General features: G+C 43.0%; 12 protein-coding genes. 7 read left to right on the top strand and 5 right to left on the bottom strand.

All coding sequences use genetic code 11. The features are described from left to right. The first annotated feature begins 243 nt into the window (after positions 1–243). The 5 genes from H6G14_RS06615 (at position 244) to H6G14_RS06600 (ending at position 5,139) form a co-directional block, all read left to right on the top strand. The gene (locus tag H6G14_RS06615) at positions 244–783 is read left to right on the top strand and encodes a Dps family protein (RefSeq protein WP_190566300.1); all 540 of its coding nucleotides are present in this window, start codon (positions 244–246) and stop codon (positions 781–783) included. A 98-nt stretch (positions 784–881) separates the two neighbouring features. Further along, a complete protein-coding gene (locus H6G14_RS06610) occupies positions 882–1,649 on the top strand; it encodes a ChaB family protein (protein WP_190566299.1) in 768 nt (255 codons plus the stop codon). 602 nt (positions 1,650–2,251) lie between these two features. Then, on the top strand, positions 2,252–3,748 hold the full coding sequence (cobG, locus tag H6G14_RS06605) for a precorrin-3B synthase (protein WP_242053367.1): 1,497 nt from the start codon (positions 2,252–2,254) through the stop codon (positions 3,746–3,748). 57 nt (positions 3,749–3,805) lie between these two features. After that, positions 3,806–4,432: a precorrin-8X methylmutase gene (locus tag H6G14_RS33500; protein ID WP_242053366.1), complete on the top strand. Its 627-nt coding sequence runs from the start codon at positions 3,806–3,808 to the stop codon at positions 4,430–4,432. 2 nt (positions 4,433–4,434) lie between these two features. Continuing rightward, the gene (locus H6G14_RS06600; RefSeq protein ID WP_190566298.1) at positions 4,435–5,139 is read left to right on the top strand and encodes a precorrin-2 C(20)-methyltransferase; all 705 of its coding nucleotides are present in this window, start codon (positions 4,435–4,437) and stop codon (positions 5,137–5,139) included. Positions 5,140–5,235: 96 nt separating this feature from the next. Here H6G14_RS06600 and H6G14_RS06595 read toward each other — a convergent pair whose 3' ends face one another. Together H6G14_RS06595 and H6G14_RS06590 are read right to left on the bottom strand one after the other, a co-directional pair. Further along, entirely contained in the window at positions 5,236–6,009 is a 774-nt protein-coding gene (locus H6G14_RS06595; protein WP_190566297.1) for an SDR family oxidoreductase, read from the bottom strand. 102 nt (positions 6,010–6,111) lie between these two features. Further along, on the bottom strand, positions 6,112–6,936 hold the full coding sequence (locus H6G14_RS06590) for a Cif family virulence factor (protein ID WP_190566296.1): 825 nt from the start codon (positions 6,934–6,936) through the stop codon (positions 6,112–6,114). An 84-nt stretch (positions 6,937–7,020) separates the two neighbouring features. On the opposite strand from H6G14_RS06590, the gene murG reads away from it, so the two are divergent. After that, a complete protein-coding gene (gene murG, locus H6G14_RS06585; protein ID WP_190566295.1) occupies positions 7,021–8,094 on the top strand; it encodes an undecaprenyldiphospho-muramoylpentapeptide beta-N-acetylglucosaminyltransferase in 1,074 nt (357 codons plus the stop codon). 63 nt (positions 8,095–8,157) lie between these two features. Here the strand turns inward: murG and H6G14_RS06580 are convergent, their stop codons facing one another. Further along, the gene (locus tag H6G14_RS06580) at positions 8,158–13,308 is read right to left on the bottom strand and encodes a WD40 domain-containing protein (protein ID WP_190566294.1); all 5,151 of its coding nucleotides are present in this window, start codon (positions 13,306–13,308) and stop codon (positions 8,158–8,160) included. Beyond that, positions 13,284–14,615: a P-loop NTPase fold protein gene (locus H6G14_RS06575; protein ID WP_190566293.1), complete on the bottom strand. Its 1,332-nt coding sequence runs from the start codon at positions 14,613–14,615 to the stop codon at positions 13,284–13,286. Before H6G14_RS06575 ends, H6G14_RS06580 begins: the two co-directional genes overlap by 25 nt. Positions 14,616–14,805: 190 nt before the next feature. Here H6G14_RS06575 and H6G14_RS06570 point away from each other — a divergent pair, with 190 nt between their 5' ends. Then, positions 14,806–15,630: an SDR family oxidoreductase gene (locus tag H6G14_RS06570; RefSeq protein ID WP_190566363.1), complete on the top strand. Its 825-nt coding sequence runs from the start codon at positions 14,806–14,808 to the stop codon at positions 15,628–15,630. Positions 15,631–15,704: 74 nt separating this feature from the next. On the opposite strand, the gene H6G14_RS06565 is transcribed toward H6G14_RS06570, so the two are convergent. Next, positions 15,705–16,268 (bottom strand): SRPBCC family protein, encoded by a 564-nt coding sequence (locus tag H6G14_RS06565; RefSeq protein ID WP_011319643.1) that lies wholly within the window; start codon positions 16,266–16,268, stop codon positions 15,705–15,707. Positions 16,269–16,673 lie beyond the last annotated feature (405 nt).

Here is a 16,673-nt window from a genome sequence, read left to right as displayed (position 1 = left end):
GTTGCTACAACGGAGGAAACCTCTACAACGCACTGGCTCTCCTACAATAATTTTATTTTCGCTTTATAAATAACCTCTGAGGAAAATATCGACTGTCATAATCTTTAGATTTTTACAGAATCAAATCTTCAAGTAATCCTTTAGTTGGAATTATTTATAAAGGACAATCTTTCTAGTGACCGATGTAAATGTAACCGATATTTTGAGAACTTAAACTATAAGTTCACCGGAGAATGAAAAGCAATGCCTAGAATAAACATTGGTTTAACAGACGAGCAACGTCAAGGAGTAATTAATCTGTTGAATCAAGATTTAGCAGATTCTTATTTACTTTTGGTGAAAACAAAAAAATACCATTGGGATGTGGTCGGGCCACAGTTTCGCAGTCTGCATGAACTATGGGAAGAACACTACGAAAAACTGACAGAAAGTATTGATGCGATCGCTGAACGAGTCCGGACTTTAGGTGGTTATCCTGTAGGTTCAATGGAAGGATTTTTGCAACTTGCCACACTCAAAGAACACGCTGGAGATGTTCCTAGCGCTACGGGAATGGTCGCTAATCTCGTGCAGGATCATGAGCAATTGATTCGTAACCTCAGAGACCATGTAAACCGCAGTGGCGATGAGTTTCAAGATCAAGGAACTGCCGACTTCCTCACCGGACTCATGGAAGAACACGAAGAAATCGCTTGGATGTTGCGTTCATTTATCGAAGGGCAACCAATTGAGCCAAATGGAACACAACCAGCAACAGAAACTAAAACACCTGTTGGTGTGTAATGTCTTTGTGACTGTGCCTTTGTAGTAGAAGAAAAAATTTTTCCATCACAAAGGCACAGAACTAGAGATAAATAAAAATAAAATTAGGGAGTATACAAGTGCCAGAAGTTTATCAAGCAGAACGTACTATTTCTGCCGTATTTAAAGAGCAGAAACAAGTTGATGATGTAATTCGCCGTTTGTTAGATAGAGGTGTACCCAGAGACCATATCTCAGTCATGGGTAGAAATTTTCAATCCGAAACTCGGATTGCAGGTTTTATTACTAAAAGAGACGTAATTTTGGGTGGTTTGCGGACAGGGGCAATTTTTGGTTCCTTGTTTGGTTCCTTCCTCAGCTTGTTAACAGGTGTAGGCGTACTGTTTATTCCCTTTGTCGGGCCGATTGTGGCAGCAGGCCCCATCAGTGCTTTACTATTGGGGGCAGCTAGTGGGGCGATCGCCGGTAGTGCTGGCGCTGGTTTAGTCTCAGTTCTGACCACATTGGGAATGCCAGAGGATAAAGCTGCAATCTACCAAACCCGCCTACAAGCTGGCGAATTTTTGTTATTAACAGAAGTGCCAAGCGATCGCGCTGGTGAATTTCAACTACTCTTAGAAAGTGCTGGTGGAGAAGAAATCAGCACAATTGATAAAACTTTAACTCGTCCTTGTCCTGGGCCTTGCAAGAGTCCGGAAGATTTATCTCCTGAAGTGCGTTCTCATCTTTCTTCGGAAGCTCAAAGCACCTTTATTGAACGTTATAACGGTGTGCTAAATGAGACGACTGACGAGTTTACTGCTGAACAAGCAGCTTGGGAGGCTGTGCATCAAAAATTTGATGAAGATGAAAACGGCGTTTGGTCAAAGGCAAAGGTCGGCGTTTAACAATAATATTGTTGTCGTTTGTTAATAGTTTAAGCGCTAAAAGCTGAGATAACCGATTTATTAAATAAGTCGGTTATCTTTTTTCGGCGTTGCATAAATGCGGGATGAATTGAGACTTTTTTGCAAAGCAGAATATTGATTCTACCCTTCGGGAACGCTTTCAGCGAATGCGTCTTTGCGCCTTTGCGTGTTAGCGTTAGCGGGGCGTAGCCCGACAAAAATCATCCCACTAATCAGCAACGCCCTTTTTTCTAATTAGTATTTAATTCAACTATAGGAATCAGATGTGGTTTCTGAGAAATATTCAGTATGTGTAGGGTGTGCAATGCCCACCACAACCAAGATACGGAGAGCATTGCACACCCTACGTACATTTTAGAAATTGAGCATGAATCTTATATTAATTTCTGTTTATTTGATATTAACTCTAATTAACAAAGACAATCGAGTTAATGAAAAATATGAAGCAGTCAATATGATGAGTGGCAACTCATGGTAAATTACTAAAGCTTGGTGTTGGGAAACTCCGGTGCGATTCCGGGGCTGTGCCGCAACTGTAATGAAAAGTCGCAAGAAAAATTTTTGTAACTTTCCGAGTCAGAATGCCAATTCCAAGAGTTAGCTGTCTAATCTCTGCGTCGCACAGGGAAGGAGTGATTGTCTTGTTGTCTGGTTCAACACCTTGTCCTGGCTTGTTTTATGCCACACCTGCCCAAGATGGGATCTTGTCTCGCATCAGAATACCAGGTGGAATTATTAATAGTAAACAATGTCAGGCGATCGCAGATATTGCTGAACAATATGGTGGCGGCTATGTGGATGTGACGAATCGAGCTAACATCCAAATCCGGGAAATTCGCAACGATATAGATTATACAGTCCTCAGGTATTTGCAAGAACTTGGTTTGGGTTCTAGCAATACAGGTGTAGACCAAATTCGTAATATTATGACCAGTCCCACTGCTGGTATTGATCCTCAAGAATTAATCGATACCCGTCCCTTCGTTACAAGTTGGGATAATTACATTACTGAAAATTCCGTCTTGTCAGGGCTATCAGCAAAATTTAGCGTGTGTTTTGATGGTGGGGGATTAGTTTCGGTAAGCGATCGCCTCAACGATATCACATTTGCCGCCACTTTAGTAGAGAACAGAGTCTACTTCCGTCTGTGCCTAAGTATCGGTGCGAAAGGAAAACCACCTATCGACACCGGAATTTTGTTGTCAACAGAGGAATGGTTACCAGTTTTAGTGGCTTTAACAGAGATTTACTTAGCTCATACTGATGCTCATAATAAACGCAAGCCCCGTCTGCGGGAAGTAGTCAATAGTTTAGGGTTAAATAATTATCTTCAAGAAGTTGAAAAACGTTTAACTATTCCTCTTGGGGGAAAAAACCTAACCCCCCTACCCCCTTCCGTGAGAGGGAAGGGGGAGAAGACAAGCCTTGTAGGAGAGGGTTTGGGGGGAAGATCACACACTAAATATCACATTGGCATTCATCCCCAACACCAGCAAAACTTATACTATATTGGTATTGTTTTACCCCTTGGTCGCTTGGAAACTTGGCAAGTCAGGGGTTTAGCCGATTTATCTGCCAAATATGGGAATGGAACTCTCAGGCTGACACCTTGGCAAAACCTGTTGTTAACAGACATTCCCCAACAATCGCTGACTGATGTTCAGAGTCACATTTTGGAGTTAGGATTAGACTTTTCAGCCGCAAATATCAAGAGTGGATTAGTCGCTTGTTCTGGTATTCAAGGTTGTGCGTCGGCGGCTACAGATACCAAAAATCATGCACTCGCGCTAGCAAATTACCTAGAATCTCACATCACACTAGAACACCCAGTAACTATCCACTTTAGCGGTTGTGATAAATCATGCGCCCACCACGACAAAAGTGATATTACCCTACTCGGTGTTAATAATGAAACTGGAGAGGGGTATCAAGTTTATGTGGGTAATGGTGATAGTCATGAAAAATTTGGTCGGGAAATCCACCCTCATATAACTGTTGCTGAATTGCCGACAACTATAGAGCGAATACTAAAAGTGTATAAGAACGAACAAGCAAAAATAGACGAATCCTTCGGGTAATTCGCTAACCACTATGAGACACCCCAACTAAAGCAGTTATTTCCTCAAGCAAATCCCATGTCTGACTACATCCACGATGCTAATGAAATCTACCGCAATTCCTTTGCTATCATCCGGTCGGAAGCAAACCTAGATATACTCCCGCCAGATATAGCAAAAGTGGCAGTACGCCTGATTCATGCCTGTGGAATGACAGATATTGTCACAGATTTGGGATATTCAGCCACAGCAGCACAGTCAGGCAGGGCAGCACTAGCAGCCGGCGCACCGATTTTGTGTGATTGCCGTATGGTAGCCGACGGGGTGACAAGGCGGCGCTTACCTGCTGACAACCAAGTTATCTGTACCTTGAATGAACCAGAAGTGCCAGAACTAGCAAAAAAATTGGGTAATACACGTTCGGCGGCAGCTTTGGAATTGTGGATACCCCATCTAGAAGGGGCAGTTGTCTCCATTGGGAATGCACCTACAGCCCTATTTCGCTTATTGGAAATGCTAGATGCAGGATGCCCTAAACCTGCCTTAATCTTGGGTTTCCCCGTCGGGTTTGTGGGTGCGGCTGAATCAAAAGCAGCATTGGCAGCAGATAGCCGTAATATCCCATATATGACTTTACATGGTCGGCGGGGTGGGAGTGCGATCGCCGCCGCCGCAGTTAACGCCCTGGCAACGGAGGAAGAATAATCATGACAGCTAAAGGTCGTCTCTATGGGGTGGGTGTAGGGCCAGGAGACCCCGAATTATTGACCCTGAAAGCATTACGGTTACTACGTGCTGCTCCCGTTATCGCCTATCAATCAGCCACAGATAAAGAAAGTATAGCGCGAGCGATCGTTTCCCAATATCTCACAGGTGAACAAATCGAAGTAGCCTATCACCTCCCCCGCGCTTTAGAACCAGAAAAAGCCCAGGAAATCTACGACCAAGAAGTTGCACCCATAGCCGAACATCTAGCAGCCGGACGAGATGTAGTAGTGGTGTGTGAAGGCGACCCGTTTTTTTACGGTTCATTCATGTATGTATTTACACGCCTTTCTGAAAAATACCAAACTGAAGTCGTCCCCGGCGTTTCCTCACTGATGGCTTGTCCCGTTTCCTTGGGTGTACCCTTCACCTACTACAACGATATTCTCACAGTACTACCCGCACCCCTCCCAGCCGAAGAACTCACTTCCAAATTGCTGACAACTGATGCAGCCGCCATTATGAAACTAGGTCGCCACTTTACCAAAGTGCGCGATATCCTACATCAATTAGGACTAGTATCACGGGCATTGTATATCGAGCGAGCAACAACGACACAGCAAAGGATTGTACCTTTAGATGAAGTTGATCCGTCTGAAGTGCCTTATTTTGCCATGATTGTGATACCTACAAAGAGTCGATTATAGGATTTTGGTCGAAGCAAGTATAGCTGTTGACGGTTAACTGTTAACACGAAAAGATTTGCAAGTTCAAGCAAGAGTAGCTTAAGTGATGAAAGTAGGTTATGATTTGCGACTGACTAATGTGGCGCTGGCTTGGTCAACAGGCATGAGTATGACTTCGTTAATATTGACATGAGGCGATCGCGTGGCGCAAAAAAAGATGACATCAGCAACATCCTCTGGTGTTAGTGGGTTGACTCCTTGGTAAACTTTTTTCGCCCGTTCTGTATCACCATGAAAACGGACTTCGCTAAATTCTGTTTCCACCATACCAGGGTCAACAGAAGTTACCCGTACTGGAGTACCTAACAAATCTTGTTTTAAGCCCTCGGAAATTGCCTTGACGGCGGCTTTTGTCCCACAATAAACATTACCACCAGGATAGGTTTGATGTCCGGCGATGGAACCAAGGTTGATGACATGACCACGGCCACGACTTACCATTCCTGGAACCACATAACGGGTTAGATAAAGCAGACCTTTAACGTTGGTATCAATCATCTCTTCCCAGTCTTGAAAGTCGCCTTCATAAAGCTTATCTAAACCGCGACTGAGACCAGCGTTATTAATGAGAATATCAATTGCCGACCAAGCTGGGGGTAAACTAGTGATAGCAGATTCAACATGAGGGCGATCGCGCACATCTAACTGTAATAAGTGAGTCTCTACACCAAAATCTTGATTTAGTTCATCAGCCAACTGTTGCAACCTTTCCAACCGTCGCGCCGCCAAGATCAGTTTTGCACCCGCACCAGCAAAAATCCTAGCGCAAGCATTACCAATCCCACTACTTGCGCCGGTAATCAAAACAATTTGATTCTTCAGGGAAATCATAGGTTAAGAGTCAATGGTCAATAGTCAATAGTCAATAGTCAATAGTCAATAGTCAACAGTCAACAGTCAACTACAGACTATTGACTATTGACCCACCTACTACTATCTCACCACTTGTAAACGCTGTGTCACCATTGTCATACCACCGCCACGGAGGATAACGGCGGAAATCCAGCGATTACCTGGGGTGGATGGGGCGCGTCCTACTTTAAAAAGACCACCGGAATTGAGTAATTGCAAATCTACGGATGTGGGGTTGAGATATTTGGCAGGTTGAATCGCTTCTTCTAGTGCGGTTCCCAATAGCAAATCTTCCCCCAAAGGTTCTTGGACGATCGCATCAAAATTATACTGCTGTCCAACTTTTACCTGTTGTGGTAATTTAACATCTACTTGGGGTGGTTTGTTACCAGAAGTAATTAAGGTACGTTCCGCTAGAATTTCTTGGCGGGAGATTTTTCCGCCTGTAATACGCTGACGGGATCTAACAGTGGCATTAAGAGCCAAGTTATTATTTCCTGACGCTGAACCAGTGATGTTAGTAACAGTTTCTGCGATAATAGCGTTACCTTCAGACTTCCATGACTGTAGTTGTGTGGTGTATTGCAATTTGGGGTAACGCTGCCAAAATTTTACTAAGGCTTGTTCCAGAGTTTGGCGGTTTAACCCATCCCCATGAGTGAAAGTGGGGGTATAAAACTGTAATACTCCTTTAATATCCCCTTTACTAGCCGCAGCATCAATTTGCGTCAACAGACTTTTTAATTCAGTAGGGGCGTTTTGGGTAGTTCTGCTTTGAGCTACTTCGATGGCTTGGGTAGGTTGCCAAATGTTGACGAGACCCAAGGATAAAATACACAAAATCAGCCAAATGCTACGAGGAAATCTACTTTGGCGTTTCAGTAACAAAAAAATCATCTTTGTCATAGCGAAGAGTTTACTGATGGGAGTGGAGAAGGACAGGAAATTGTTTTATCTTAGTTAAGCTAGGCGCTAAACGGTAGACTTTGCATGGTAAACGCACCGATAAAATTACTAATAGCTGCCAGTGGGACTGGTGGACACTTGTTTCCGGCGATCGCACTGGCAGAAAAATTACCAGACTATGAGATTGAATGGCTTGGTGTCCCCAATCGCCTAGAGACTCAGCTAGTCCCTAAACAATATCCTTTGAATACTATTGCAGTCGAAGGGTTTCAGCAAGGCTTGGGACTGTCATCTTTAGTCATATTAGGTAAACTGATCGGTTCGATTCTAAAAGTCCGCCGACTGTTGAAACAAGGTAATTTTCAAGGAGTTGTCACCACAGGGGGATATATCGCCGGGCCAGCAGTGATTGCAGCCCGTTCTCTGGGTTTACCTGTAATTTTTCATGAATCGAACGCTTTACCCGGCAAAGTTACCCGCTTTTTTGGCCCTTGGTGTAGTGTAGTCGCCTTAGGATTTGATGCGGCTGCGAAGTATTTACCCCGTGCTACGAATGTTTGTGTGGGTACTCCAGTGCGATCGCAATTCTTAAATCTCGGTAATAATTCGCAACTAGATTTAGCCATTCCTGGGGATGTCCCTGTAATTGTGGTGTTTGGGGGTAGCCAAGGGGCGGTGGCGGTGAATCAGTTAGTGCGTCAAGCGGCTCCAGCTTGGTTTGAGGCTGGGGCTTACGTGGTACATTTAACAGGCGATCGCGATCCTGATGTTGATAGTCTCAAGCATCCCCAATATATAGAATTACCCTTCTACGACAATATGGCCGCCTTGCTGCAACGGGCTAGTTTAGCAATTAGCCGTTCTGGTGCTGGTAGCTTAACAGAATTGGCTGTGTGTGGCACACCAGCAATTTTGATTCCCTATCCCTTTGCGGCGGAAGACCATCAATCTTACAACGCTGAGGTATTTACCAAAGCTGGTGCAGCTTTAAGCTTTAAGCAAGCTGATTTGACAGCAGAGTTATTGCAAACTCAAGTTTTAAATTTATTACAGTCCCCCGCAGAGTTAGCCAAAATGGGGGAAAATGCCAAGGCGATCGCTGTTCCTGATAGTGCTGATAAGTTGGCAATTCTCGTGAGGGAAGTTGTGGAGAGATGATTCAATTCAAAATTCAAAATTCAAAATTCAAAATAAAGAGTCAACGGTCAACAGTCAATAGTCTCACCTGTTGTTAGTATTGGGGCATAAGGTGCGATCGCTTTTTGTCACATCCAGATTAGTTTTTAAATAATCTTGTAGTAAATTACACCCCCGCGCTAGTAAATTTTCGAGTTTAATTTCCGCTAAATTCTGGAAAATCACTTGACCATTGCCCCCGCCTGCTGCCAAAATTTGACTGTCGGGACTGAAGGTAACACTGGTTAATTCATCTTTGTCGCCTTTTAAAACCATTAGCAATGTGCCTTTCTGGTTCCAAAGCCTGATTTGATCATCACTATTAGCCGCTAACATTTTACCGTCAGGGCTAAAACTGACACTAATAAAACTATCACCATCACCCGATAAATTTCTTAACAAGCTACCATCCCGATTCCACAGCTTGACTGTCCCGTCGATGCTGGCAGAAGCTACAATTTGCCCATCTGGCGACCATGCTACCCCATTTACCCGGCGGCTATGTTCCTTGAGGGTGTGGAGTAGTTGACCGTCTCGATTCCATAACTTCACGGTGGTATCATCGCTGACGGAGGCTAACAATTTACCATCAGGGCTAAAACTGACCCAATTGACTGCATCAGTATGACCTTGTAAGGTGTGGAGTATTTGCCCGTCTCGACTCCAGAGTTTCACCATTTTATCTTTACTAGCAGAAGCTATTACCTGACTATCCGACGACCAGGCTACAGCTAAAACTGCATCTTGATGACCTCGTAAGGTACGTAATAATTTGCCATCTCGATTCCATAATTTCACTGTTTGATCTTTACTGGCTGAGGCTATCATCTGCCGATTTGGCGACCACGCTACGCCCCAAATTGACCCTGTATGCCCTTTGAAGGTGTTTAATAGTTTCCCTTGCCGAGATAAAATTTTGACAGTTTGGTCTCGACTCGCCGCCGCCAAAGTCTCACCATCAGGACTAAAGCTAATACTTGTCACCCAGTCGTTACCATCACCGTTGGGGTTTCGTAATAGCACTTCATCCCAGCGCCATAGTGTCACTGTTTTATCTCGGCTACCAGAGGCGAAGGTGCGGCCGTCAGGGCTAAAACTAACACTATTTACCCAACTGTTATGACCCTTTAAGGTTCCCAACAGCAAACCGCCAGGACTCCAAAGTTTCAGGGTTGCATCAACACTGGCGGAAGCGATAGTTTGACCGTTAGGGCTAAAGGTGACGGCTGTGACTCCCGCCGTGTGTCCTGATAGGGTTTTTAATAAATTACCTTGGCGATTCCACAGTTTAATAGTCTTATCAAAACTGGCGGTGGCGAGTATTTCCCCATTGGGCGACCAAGCTACACCCAAGATTGCATCATCATGTCCTTTCCAGGTTTTGAGTAGTTGACCATCCCGACTCCAAAAGTTGATGTTTTTGTCAGCACCTACGGAAGTGAGAGTTTGACCATCTGGTGTCCAAGCTATTCCCAAGACTGCATCATTATGACCTGATAAAGTTTTGAGTAATTTTCCTTCTCGACTCCATAGTTTTACACTCTTGTCGCTACTGGCGGAAGCAATCAGGGAACCATCGGGACTAAAACTAGCATTATTTACTACATCCTCATGCCCTTGTAGAGTAGTTACTAGTTGACCGACTCGGTTCCACAGTTTTACCGTTTTGTCTTGGCTAGCAGAGGCAATTAACAAGCCATCAGGGCTGAAGTTGACGCTATTTACTACATTAGTATGTTTGGATAAGGTGTTGATTAAGCTGCCATCATTACGCCAGAGATTGATGGTATTATCGGCGCTGGCGGAAGCAATCAGGGAAGCATCAGGGCTAAAAACAGCGCTGTTTACCCCTGCGGTATGCCCGTCTAAACGGTTGTATTCCCTCACTCCCACAACGGCTTGATAGAGTGCTGTTTGTACCTGTTCTCTGGTGTAAGGGTCTACCCAAATAGCCCGTTGCAGCTTTCTGGCGGCTTTGACACCTTCTTTCACCGCATCAAGACCTTTTTGGGAAGCAAACAGGGCTTCGCTAGAGACGCTGAGGGTTTTAATTTCGCTATCTACTGCTGTAATAATAGAAACACTTAACCCCAAGATGGCGAGACATGAGGCGGTCAGGGCAATTTTCAGCGAACGATTGAGTTTGGCTTCACTTAGCCTTTGTTGTTTCTGGCTTTCGGCTAGTTGGGCAGTTAATTCCTTTTCTTTGAGTTCAGCACGTAATTGTTCAATTTCTAGTTGAGTTAGTTCTTCTCGCTTACGTAATTCCCGCAATTGTGTGACTAAATCTAAACCCTGTTGGAAATGAGTATCTGTGAGTTTATATTGCTTTTTTTGGCTAAGTTCGCTTTTTAGGCGGGCAATTTCACTTTGACTTTGTTGGACTTTGCGGCGTAGTTGGTCAAGTTGTGCTTGTAAGCTGGATTCCTGTTGTTGGAGATAGCGAATCAAATCGACTAAATAATCATGTATGAGTTGATAACGTTCGGGAATATCAGGAAACAAGACAACTAAGCCAGAGTTAACTAAAATATCTAAGACTAAATCTAGTTTTTCCGGGTCTTCTAACTCTGCTAATTCAGCAGCTAATTCGGCACGGGTTTTAAAAGGTCGTTTGTTGCTTTCATCTGTTAATAAATATAAAACAAGTAAAGCCGCACGCTCATTTTCAGGGCCACACTCTTTGATCAGTTCTTTGATATATCTTTCTATGAGTTTATTTGGTCGATATTGCTGATATTGTTTTAGGGTATTAATGCGCTCATCTTGGATTTGTGCGCCAACTACCTGCAATTCAATGGGGCGGACTTCTCCTAGTTCGGTTGATAAATCTTCAATCACCGCATCAATTAAAGCTGGTTCCAAATTGACTTGAGAACGTGCTGTTAATTTTTGAATGATGACTTTGGCATATTCTGGGGAAAAATTATTTAATTGATAACGGATTTGTTTATCAAGAATATTATTATTAACCGCTTCCAGGTAAGAAAGATGTTTAAATTCTAATAAGCGGTGTAAATAATCTTCTCTGATGGAGAAAATGATTTTGACAAAGGATATATTCAGACATTGACTGAGAAATTGATCAAATTCTTTTTTTTGTTGACGATCACCTACGGTGGGCGTAACGCCATCGCTATATCCAAAGAAAAATTCTTCAAACTGGTCGAAAATCAGCACCGTGATCAGGTGGTTGTTGGCATTTTGGCGTAATTGTCCTAATATATCAGCGATCGCCATCGGTCGAGCATAGCCCACATCCATCCCTGGTGTCGGTGTGGATAAAATCTCTGGCGTAATGCTGACATCTCCGGAAATATGAGTCACAGCCTCAGTTAAAGCCTTTCCTAATTCCCGCACCCAATCGGTGTATACTTGCAGTACCACAGGCATGGCAATTTGATCACCGATCGCCCGATTTTGTAACGCTGGGACTAAACCAGCTGTCACAGTGGAACTTTTCCCCACCCCTGAGGGGCCGTGAATCACAATCAATTTTTGGTCAGCCCGGCTAATTCTGCCAATTAAGTTATTTATATCCTGTTCTCGACCAGAAGCGGCGATTTCTAAAGCAATGCTACTACTTCCAGAAGGTAACATCAAAGCTGGGTTGGTTGCTTGTCTTTGGGGTTGCAGTCTTCCCGCACCAATAAAAGCCCGAAAACCGTACTGTTGTTCTACAGAACGGCGTTTTTGGCGGATGCGGTAGGCTTCCAGATATCTACCTGCTTCAAAATAGAGCGATCGCAATGTCCGCAGCATTCTAATATAACGATGAGCGTCATATTGATGGGTGCTATTTTCTAAAGCGGCTGGTAATTCTTTGGCTGCTTTATCTAAATATTCCTGTGCAACGGCTTGTTCACCTAAGTTTTGTTGGGCTTTGGCTAAAACTAAATAATATATTTGTGCCAACAGTAAGGGAAATAAGCAATGATGGCGGTCACTATCGTTCTGCTTTTCCGCCTCAGTTAATTTTAATAGTGATACGTGTGCCAAAATACTCGCCTGCACCCAGCGCGACTGCTGTAACGCCACCTGCGCCAAAAAACCATAATCGCAAGCCAGTTGAATTTGACTACCGTAGGTATGGTGTAACTCCAGTGCTTTTTCTGCAACGGTTTGTAATTCATCCCATCCTTGCAGATGTTCCAAAACTTCCGCCAATTGACCAATAAATTCTGATGCTATATCTGGTCTTCCAGCTACCTGAAAAATCTCCAAACATTCTTGAAAATAGAATTTCGCTGTTTCCCAATGACGACGATTATCTAGCTGATTCTGCTCCGCTAAACGGCAGTAACATAACCCTATATATAATTGCAAAACTCCCTGTCTGAGAATTGGGGAAGATAAAGGAGTAGGGCGAACAGGAAAAGATATACCCCCTTCCCCAGCCCCCAATTTCCAATCCCCGTTCCCCAATCGTTGCCAAATTTGCAGACTTTGTTGAAAATGATTTAAGGCATGATGAATGCGATCGCTGACATAATCATCTAAGCCAAACACAAATTTTAAACTGGCGTTTAATTCTGGCTCTAAGGTAATACCACGCTCATGGAGTTCCGCAATAGCATAGTGCAGTTCATTACTATGTTCCCAGACCTGCTCTAAAGTAGAGTAATCATCACCGAATTGAGGCTGTTGGTGTTGTCCTATGTTCTTGGGTAAGACTCTGGTAAATAAAGAGTCTGTTTCCTGTTGAAGAAATTGTAACAACTCTGGTGTTGTCATCTCAAACCGAATCGGTGTCGCCGCCCAACTGGCGAAATCAGGCGCTAAACGGATAACTTTTTGCAAAACTTCTTCATTCACCCAAAATATCATCGGAAATGAATGACGTTTGGGAAACTCATCTCGGATATGATTAATAGCTCTGAGTAAATCGTCAATTTCCTCGACTGACTCTAAACCCAAAACCATCAAAGCTGATGGCTGTTGCTGTTGGGGGAGTAAATTTAAATGGAGAGTGGTATAAAGACTTCTGGTGTTAGGAGGTAAGACAACTTTTTGAATGGGATTCTCAACAGATATTGCATCCAGTCGTTGCAGTATCTTCTCTTGCAAGACTCGATAATTACAGTAAACCAACGCTACAGAAAAACTACCATGAGAAAGAGCGATCGCTCTCCATAAACTTGTAAAAGCACGCTCATTAGCTACTTTAATATCTACTGATGGGTGTCCTTCAACCATGATTTAAATTTTTGTGTCTCCGCTATAACTGGGTTGACAGCAAACCAAGCTCCTTGATGGTCACGGTATTCAAAAACAAACAGACTCCGCAATAATGTATGGTATTCAATATCACCTCTTACCCTCTGCTGCTGCACCACTTGAAAAATTAACTCCCATTCGTGGGGGTCAATGGCGTTAGCACGGTAGTCTCGTTGTCTTTGAATCACCAATTCGACACACTCCCGCCCAAAAGGTGGGTCTTGTTCACGCAGACAATCGAACAGCAATCCTAACAAATCCCGTACATGACCACCACTGATCAAGCACAGGCGATCTAATGTTTCCAAATTATCAAACACGTCTGTAATTAAGCCTAACCGATCGCTAGGGTCAATGTCAGGGAAACTCCTGGCCAGAATCATTTCTCGCATTAGTGTTAATCCCTGAGTAAAAATTTCCCCAGACCGCAGGCGTACAGGTATCATCGGTAAAACCTTCGGTGCTACCCCTCCCCCCAAGCGTTGTTGTAGTTCGGCGCTGTAGTTGGAAAAAGTTAAAGCTAAAGGAATGGTGTAAACTACATGACAATTGAGCTTGCGTAACTGCTCACCCCGTTCAATAAACAAGTATTCTGGTAGCGATCGCCCAGAAGGTAAAGGTCGAATTGCTACCCGATCCAAATTATCAACAATAACCACTAATCCCTTCTTTCCTAAGGCTTTGAGGTCTTTAGTAGCACGCTCTAATAATTCCTGATTAATCGATTGTAGTATATTTTGAGTCCTTGGCTCTAAGTAATCTCGCAATCTCCGCCGTAATTGGGGGCTTTCTTTGGTTTTGGCGGTAATCTTGGCAATACCCACAGATAACTCACCTTCCACCCCTAGTTCAATTGGCGTTTGCAGAAAATCCACAACTTCCCCAAACAACTTAGTAAAGTAGTTGGGTTTGATTTGAATTTTTATAGCTTCTAAACTTTCGCTTACCTGACCGGCTATGGCGAGTAAAATATCCGTCACATCCACATCAGCCATTTCTAAGACGTGGGTAGACTCAAAATAAACTACGTGAAATTGCTGTTCTTCTAACTCGGCTTTGAGTCGCAATAACTCTGTGGATTTTCCACAACCAAGATGCCCCGTAAATAGCTGACAAGTCGGAGCATCTGGTGATATTCTAGTAATTGTACGTAGTAAAGCCTCAATGATTTTACCGCCCCGGACTGCCGCAAAATCGATATAATAGCGGCGATCGCTAGCATCACCCATCATCAAAGGTCTGCTAGGATTGCAAGCTTGATAAAATCTTTCTAAATCTAGGGGCATAACTAATTAAATTTGCTGAGGAATGGGTAATATCAACCCTACTCAATAAATATATTAATTTTGAGAAATTTATGCTGTAAATCAGTACAAATTCCCTAAAAATGCGGGACTGGGGACTGGGGACTAGGGACTGGGGAACAGAGGAAAAACTATGGACTGTTGACTAATGACTAATGACTCTAAATCAAGCATGAATATTGCAATTATTGGCTGTGGCTATGTTGGTTGTGCGATCGCACAACATTGGCAACAAAACCCTCATCTAGTTGTAACTGCTACGACAACTACACCTGAACGTGTGACAGCACTACAAAAAGTGGCACACAAGGTTGTAGTAACTCAAGGCGACGAACTAGATAAACTAACAAATATTCTCCAAAATCAAGATGTTGTCTTGTTGAGTGTGGGAGCAAAAGGTAGTGATTTATATGAAGCAGCATACCTCAACACAGCCAAAACTTTAGTCTCCGCCTTACAACAAAATTCCCGTGTCAAACAACTAATATATACAAGCAGCTATTCAGTTTATGGTAATAGAAATGGTGAGTGGGTAGACGAAGCAACACCTACTTTACCCAGCAGTCGCAATGGTGAAATTCTTCAGGAAACAGAAGATATTTTACTATCAGCTTCTAGTGTCAATCTTCGTGTTTGTATCTTCCGTTTAGGAGGCATTTATGGCCCCGGACGGGAACTAGTAAAAATATTTAGTAGAGTTCCCGGTACAACTCGCCCTGGTGATGGTAGTGATATCACCAACTGGATTCATCTAGACGATATTGTCGGGGCTATAGAATTTGTCCGCAACAATCCATTACAAGGCGTTTATAATCTAGTGGATGATGCACATTTGCCTAGTAGAGAATTGTTAGATACTCTGTTGAGTAAATATAATCTCACTCAGGTAATTTGGGATGAGACAGCAAAGAGTAATCGTCCCTATAATGCCAAAGTTTCCAATCGCAAAATCAAAGAAGCTGGATATCAATTTATTCAACCGTATATGGTTTTTTAAGATTAGAGATTGGGGGTTGGCAGAACAATATTTTACTCAACAAGGGTTGAACACTCTGTTATTGCTAACAGCCCTCAAAAATTAACAGAATTGGAGATAACTTGTCGCATTTTCCGCATATTGGCAGGTAGTTCAAAATTCATCGCTTGTTGGATGAAAATGGAAGGTACGGGAATATTAGGAGTAGCTTGAACACCATAAATTAGTAGAGTTCCGTCGCCACAATCTTTCAGTTCCAAATTGGCTGTGAAGTCAACGAAAGTTCCTTTTTCCATACGGAATTGAATTTTATGACCTATGACTTCGACAACATTAAGATAAATTTCGACTTGAGCCGTGAAAAAGAAAAACGCCTTTTGTGCTGCTTGATACAGGCGTTTAACTTCGCCACGTTGTAAAACTTCGCTTTTGGTAATGTCTGGAAAGTATTGTACCCAGCGAGGGTAATCAGTGATTTGCTGCCAGACTTGCGATCGCCTCAAGGGCAAATACATACAAGCAGAAACAGCACCACCCCAAGCAGTGTGCGATCGCGTTTCTACTAAGATTTCACCCTGCATCAACAAGCTTTGCTTTTCTTGACTCCAAGTCATATTTGTACCTGCAATAACTGGGTCTGAAATATAAGATGCAGACATAATTTAGATTCACTCCTCAACTTATCCACCTTTGGAGTTGAATAAAAAACCATTTTCAGGCATCAAATTCAACATACCCAATTTTAGTTCCAGTTCAACACATAAGTTTTCCGGAATTAAATATTTTTAGATTATTTTTCAGAAAATTTACGTAAAAAACCGTATATCTAACTACTATATGAAATTTATTTAAAGTTACGTTGTTATGCTCTTTTTCAGATAGCTGCTATACAAAAAATATAGGGTATAAAGAGTAGACAAGTGTAGGCTTTTGTAATTTGCCCTCATAATGCGGGTTTAGGAGTGGGAGCGATCGCGGACTGGGGAACAGAAGAAACCGAGGAGCAGAAAACATTGAGGAAGGGAAAAGATAACCACGGACAACCAACGAATACTAATTTGCTA

Source organism: Nostoc parmelioides FACHB-3921 (genome assembly GCF_014696625.1).
GTDB classification, from domain to species: domain Bacteria; phylum Cyanobacteriota; class Cyanobacteriia; order Cyanobacteriales; family Nostocaceae; genus Trichormus; species Trichormus parmelioides.
The sequence above is the reverse complement of the archived record's forward strand: the minus strand, read 5'-3'. Positions and strand labels throughout refer to the sequence as shown.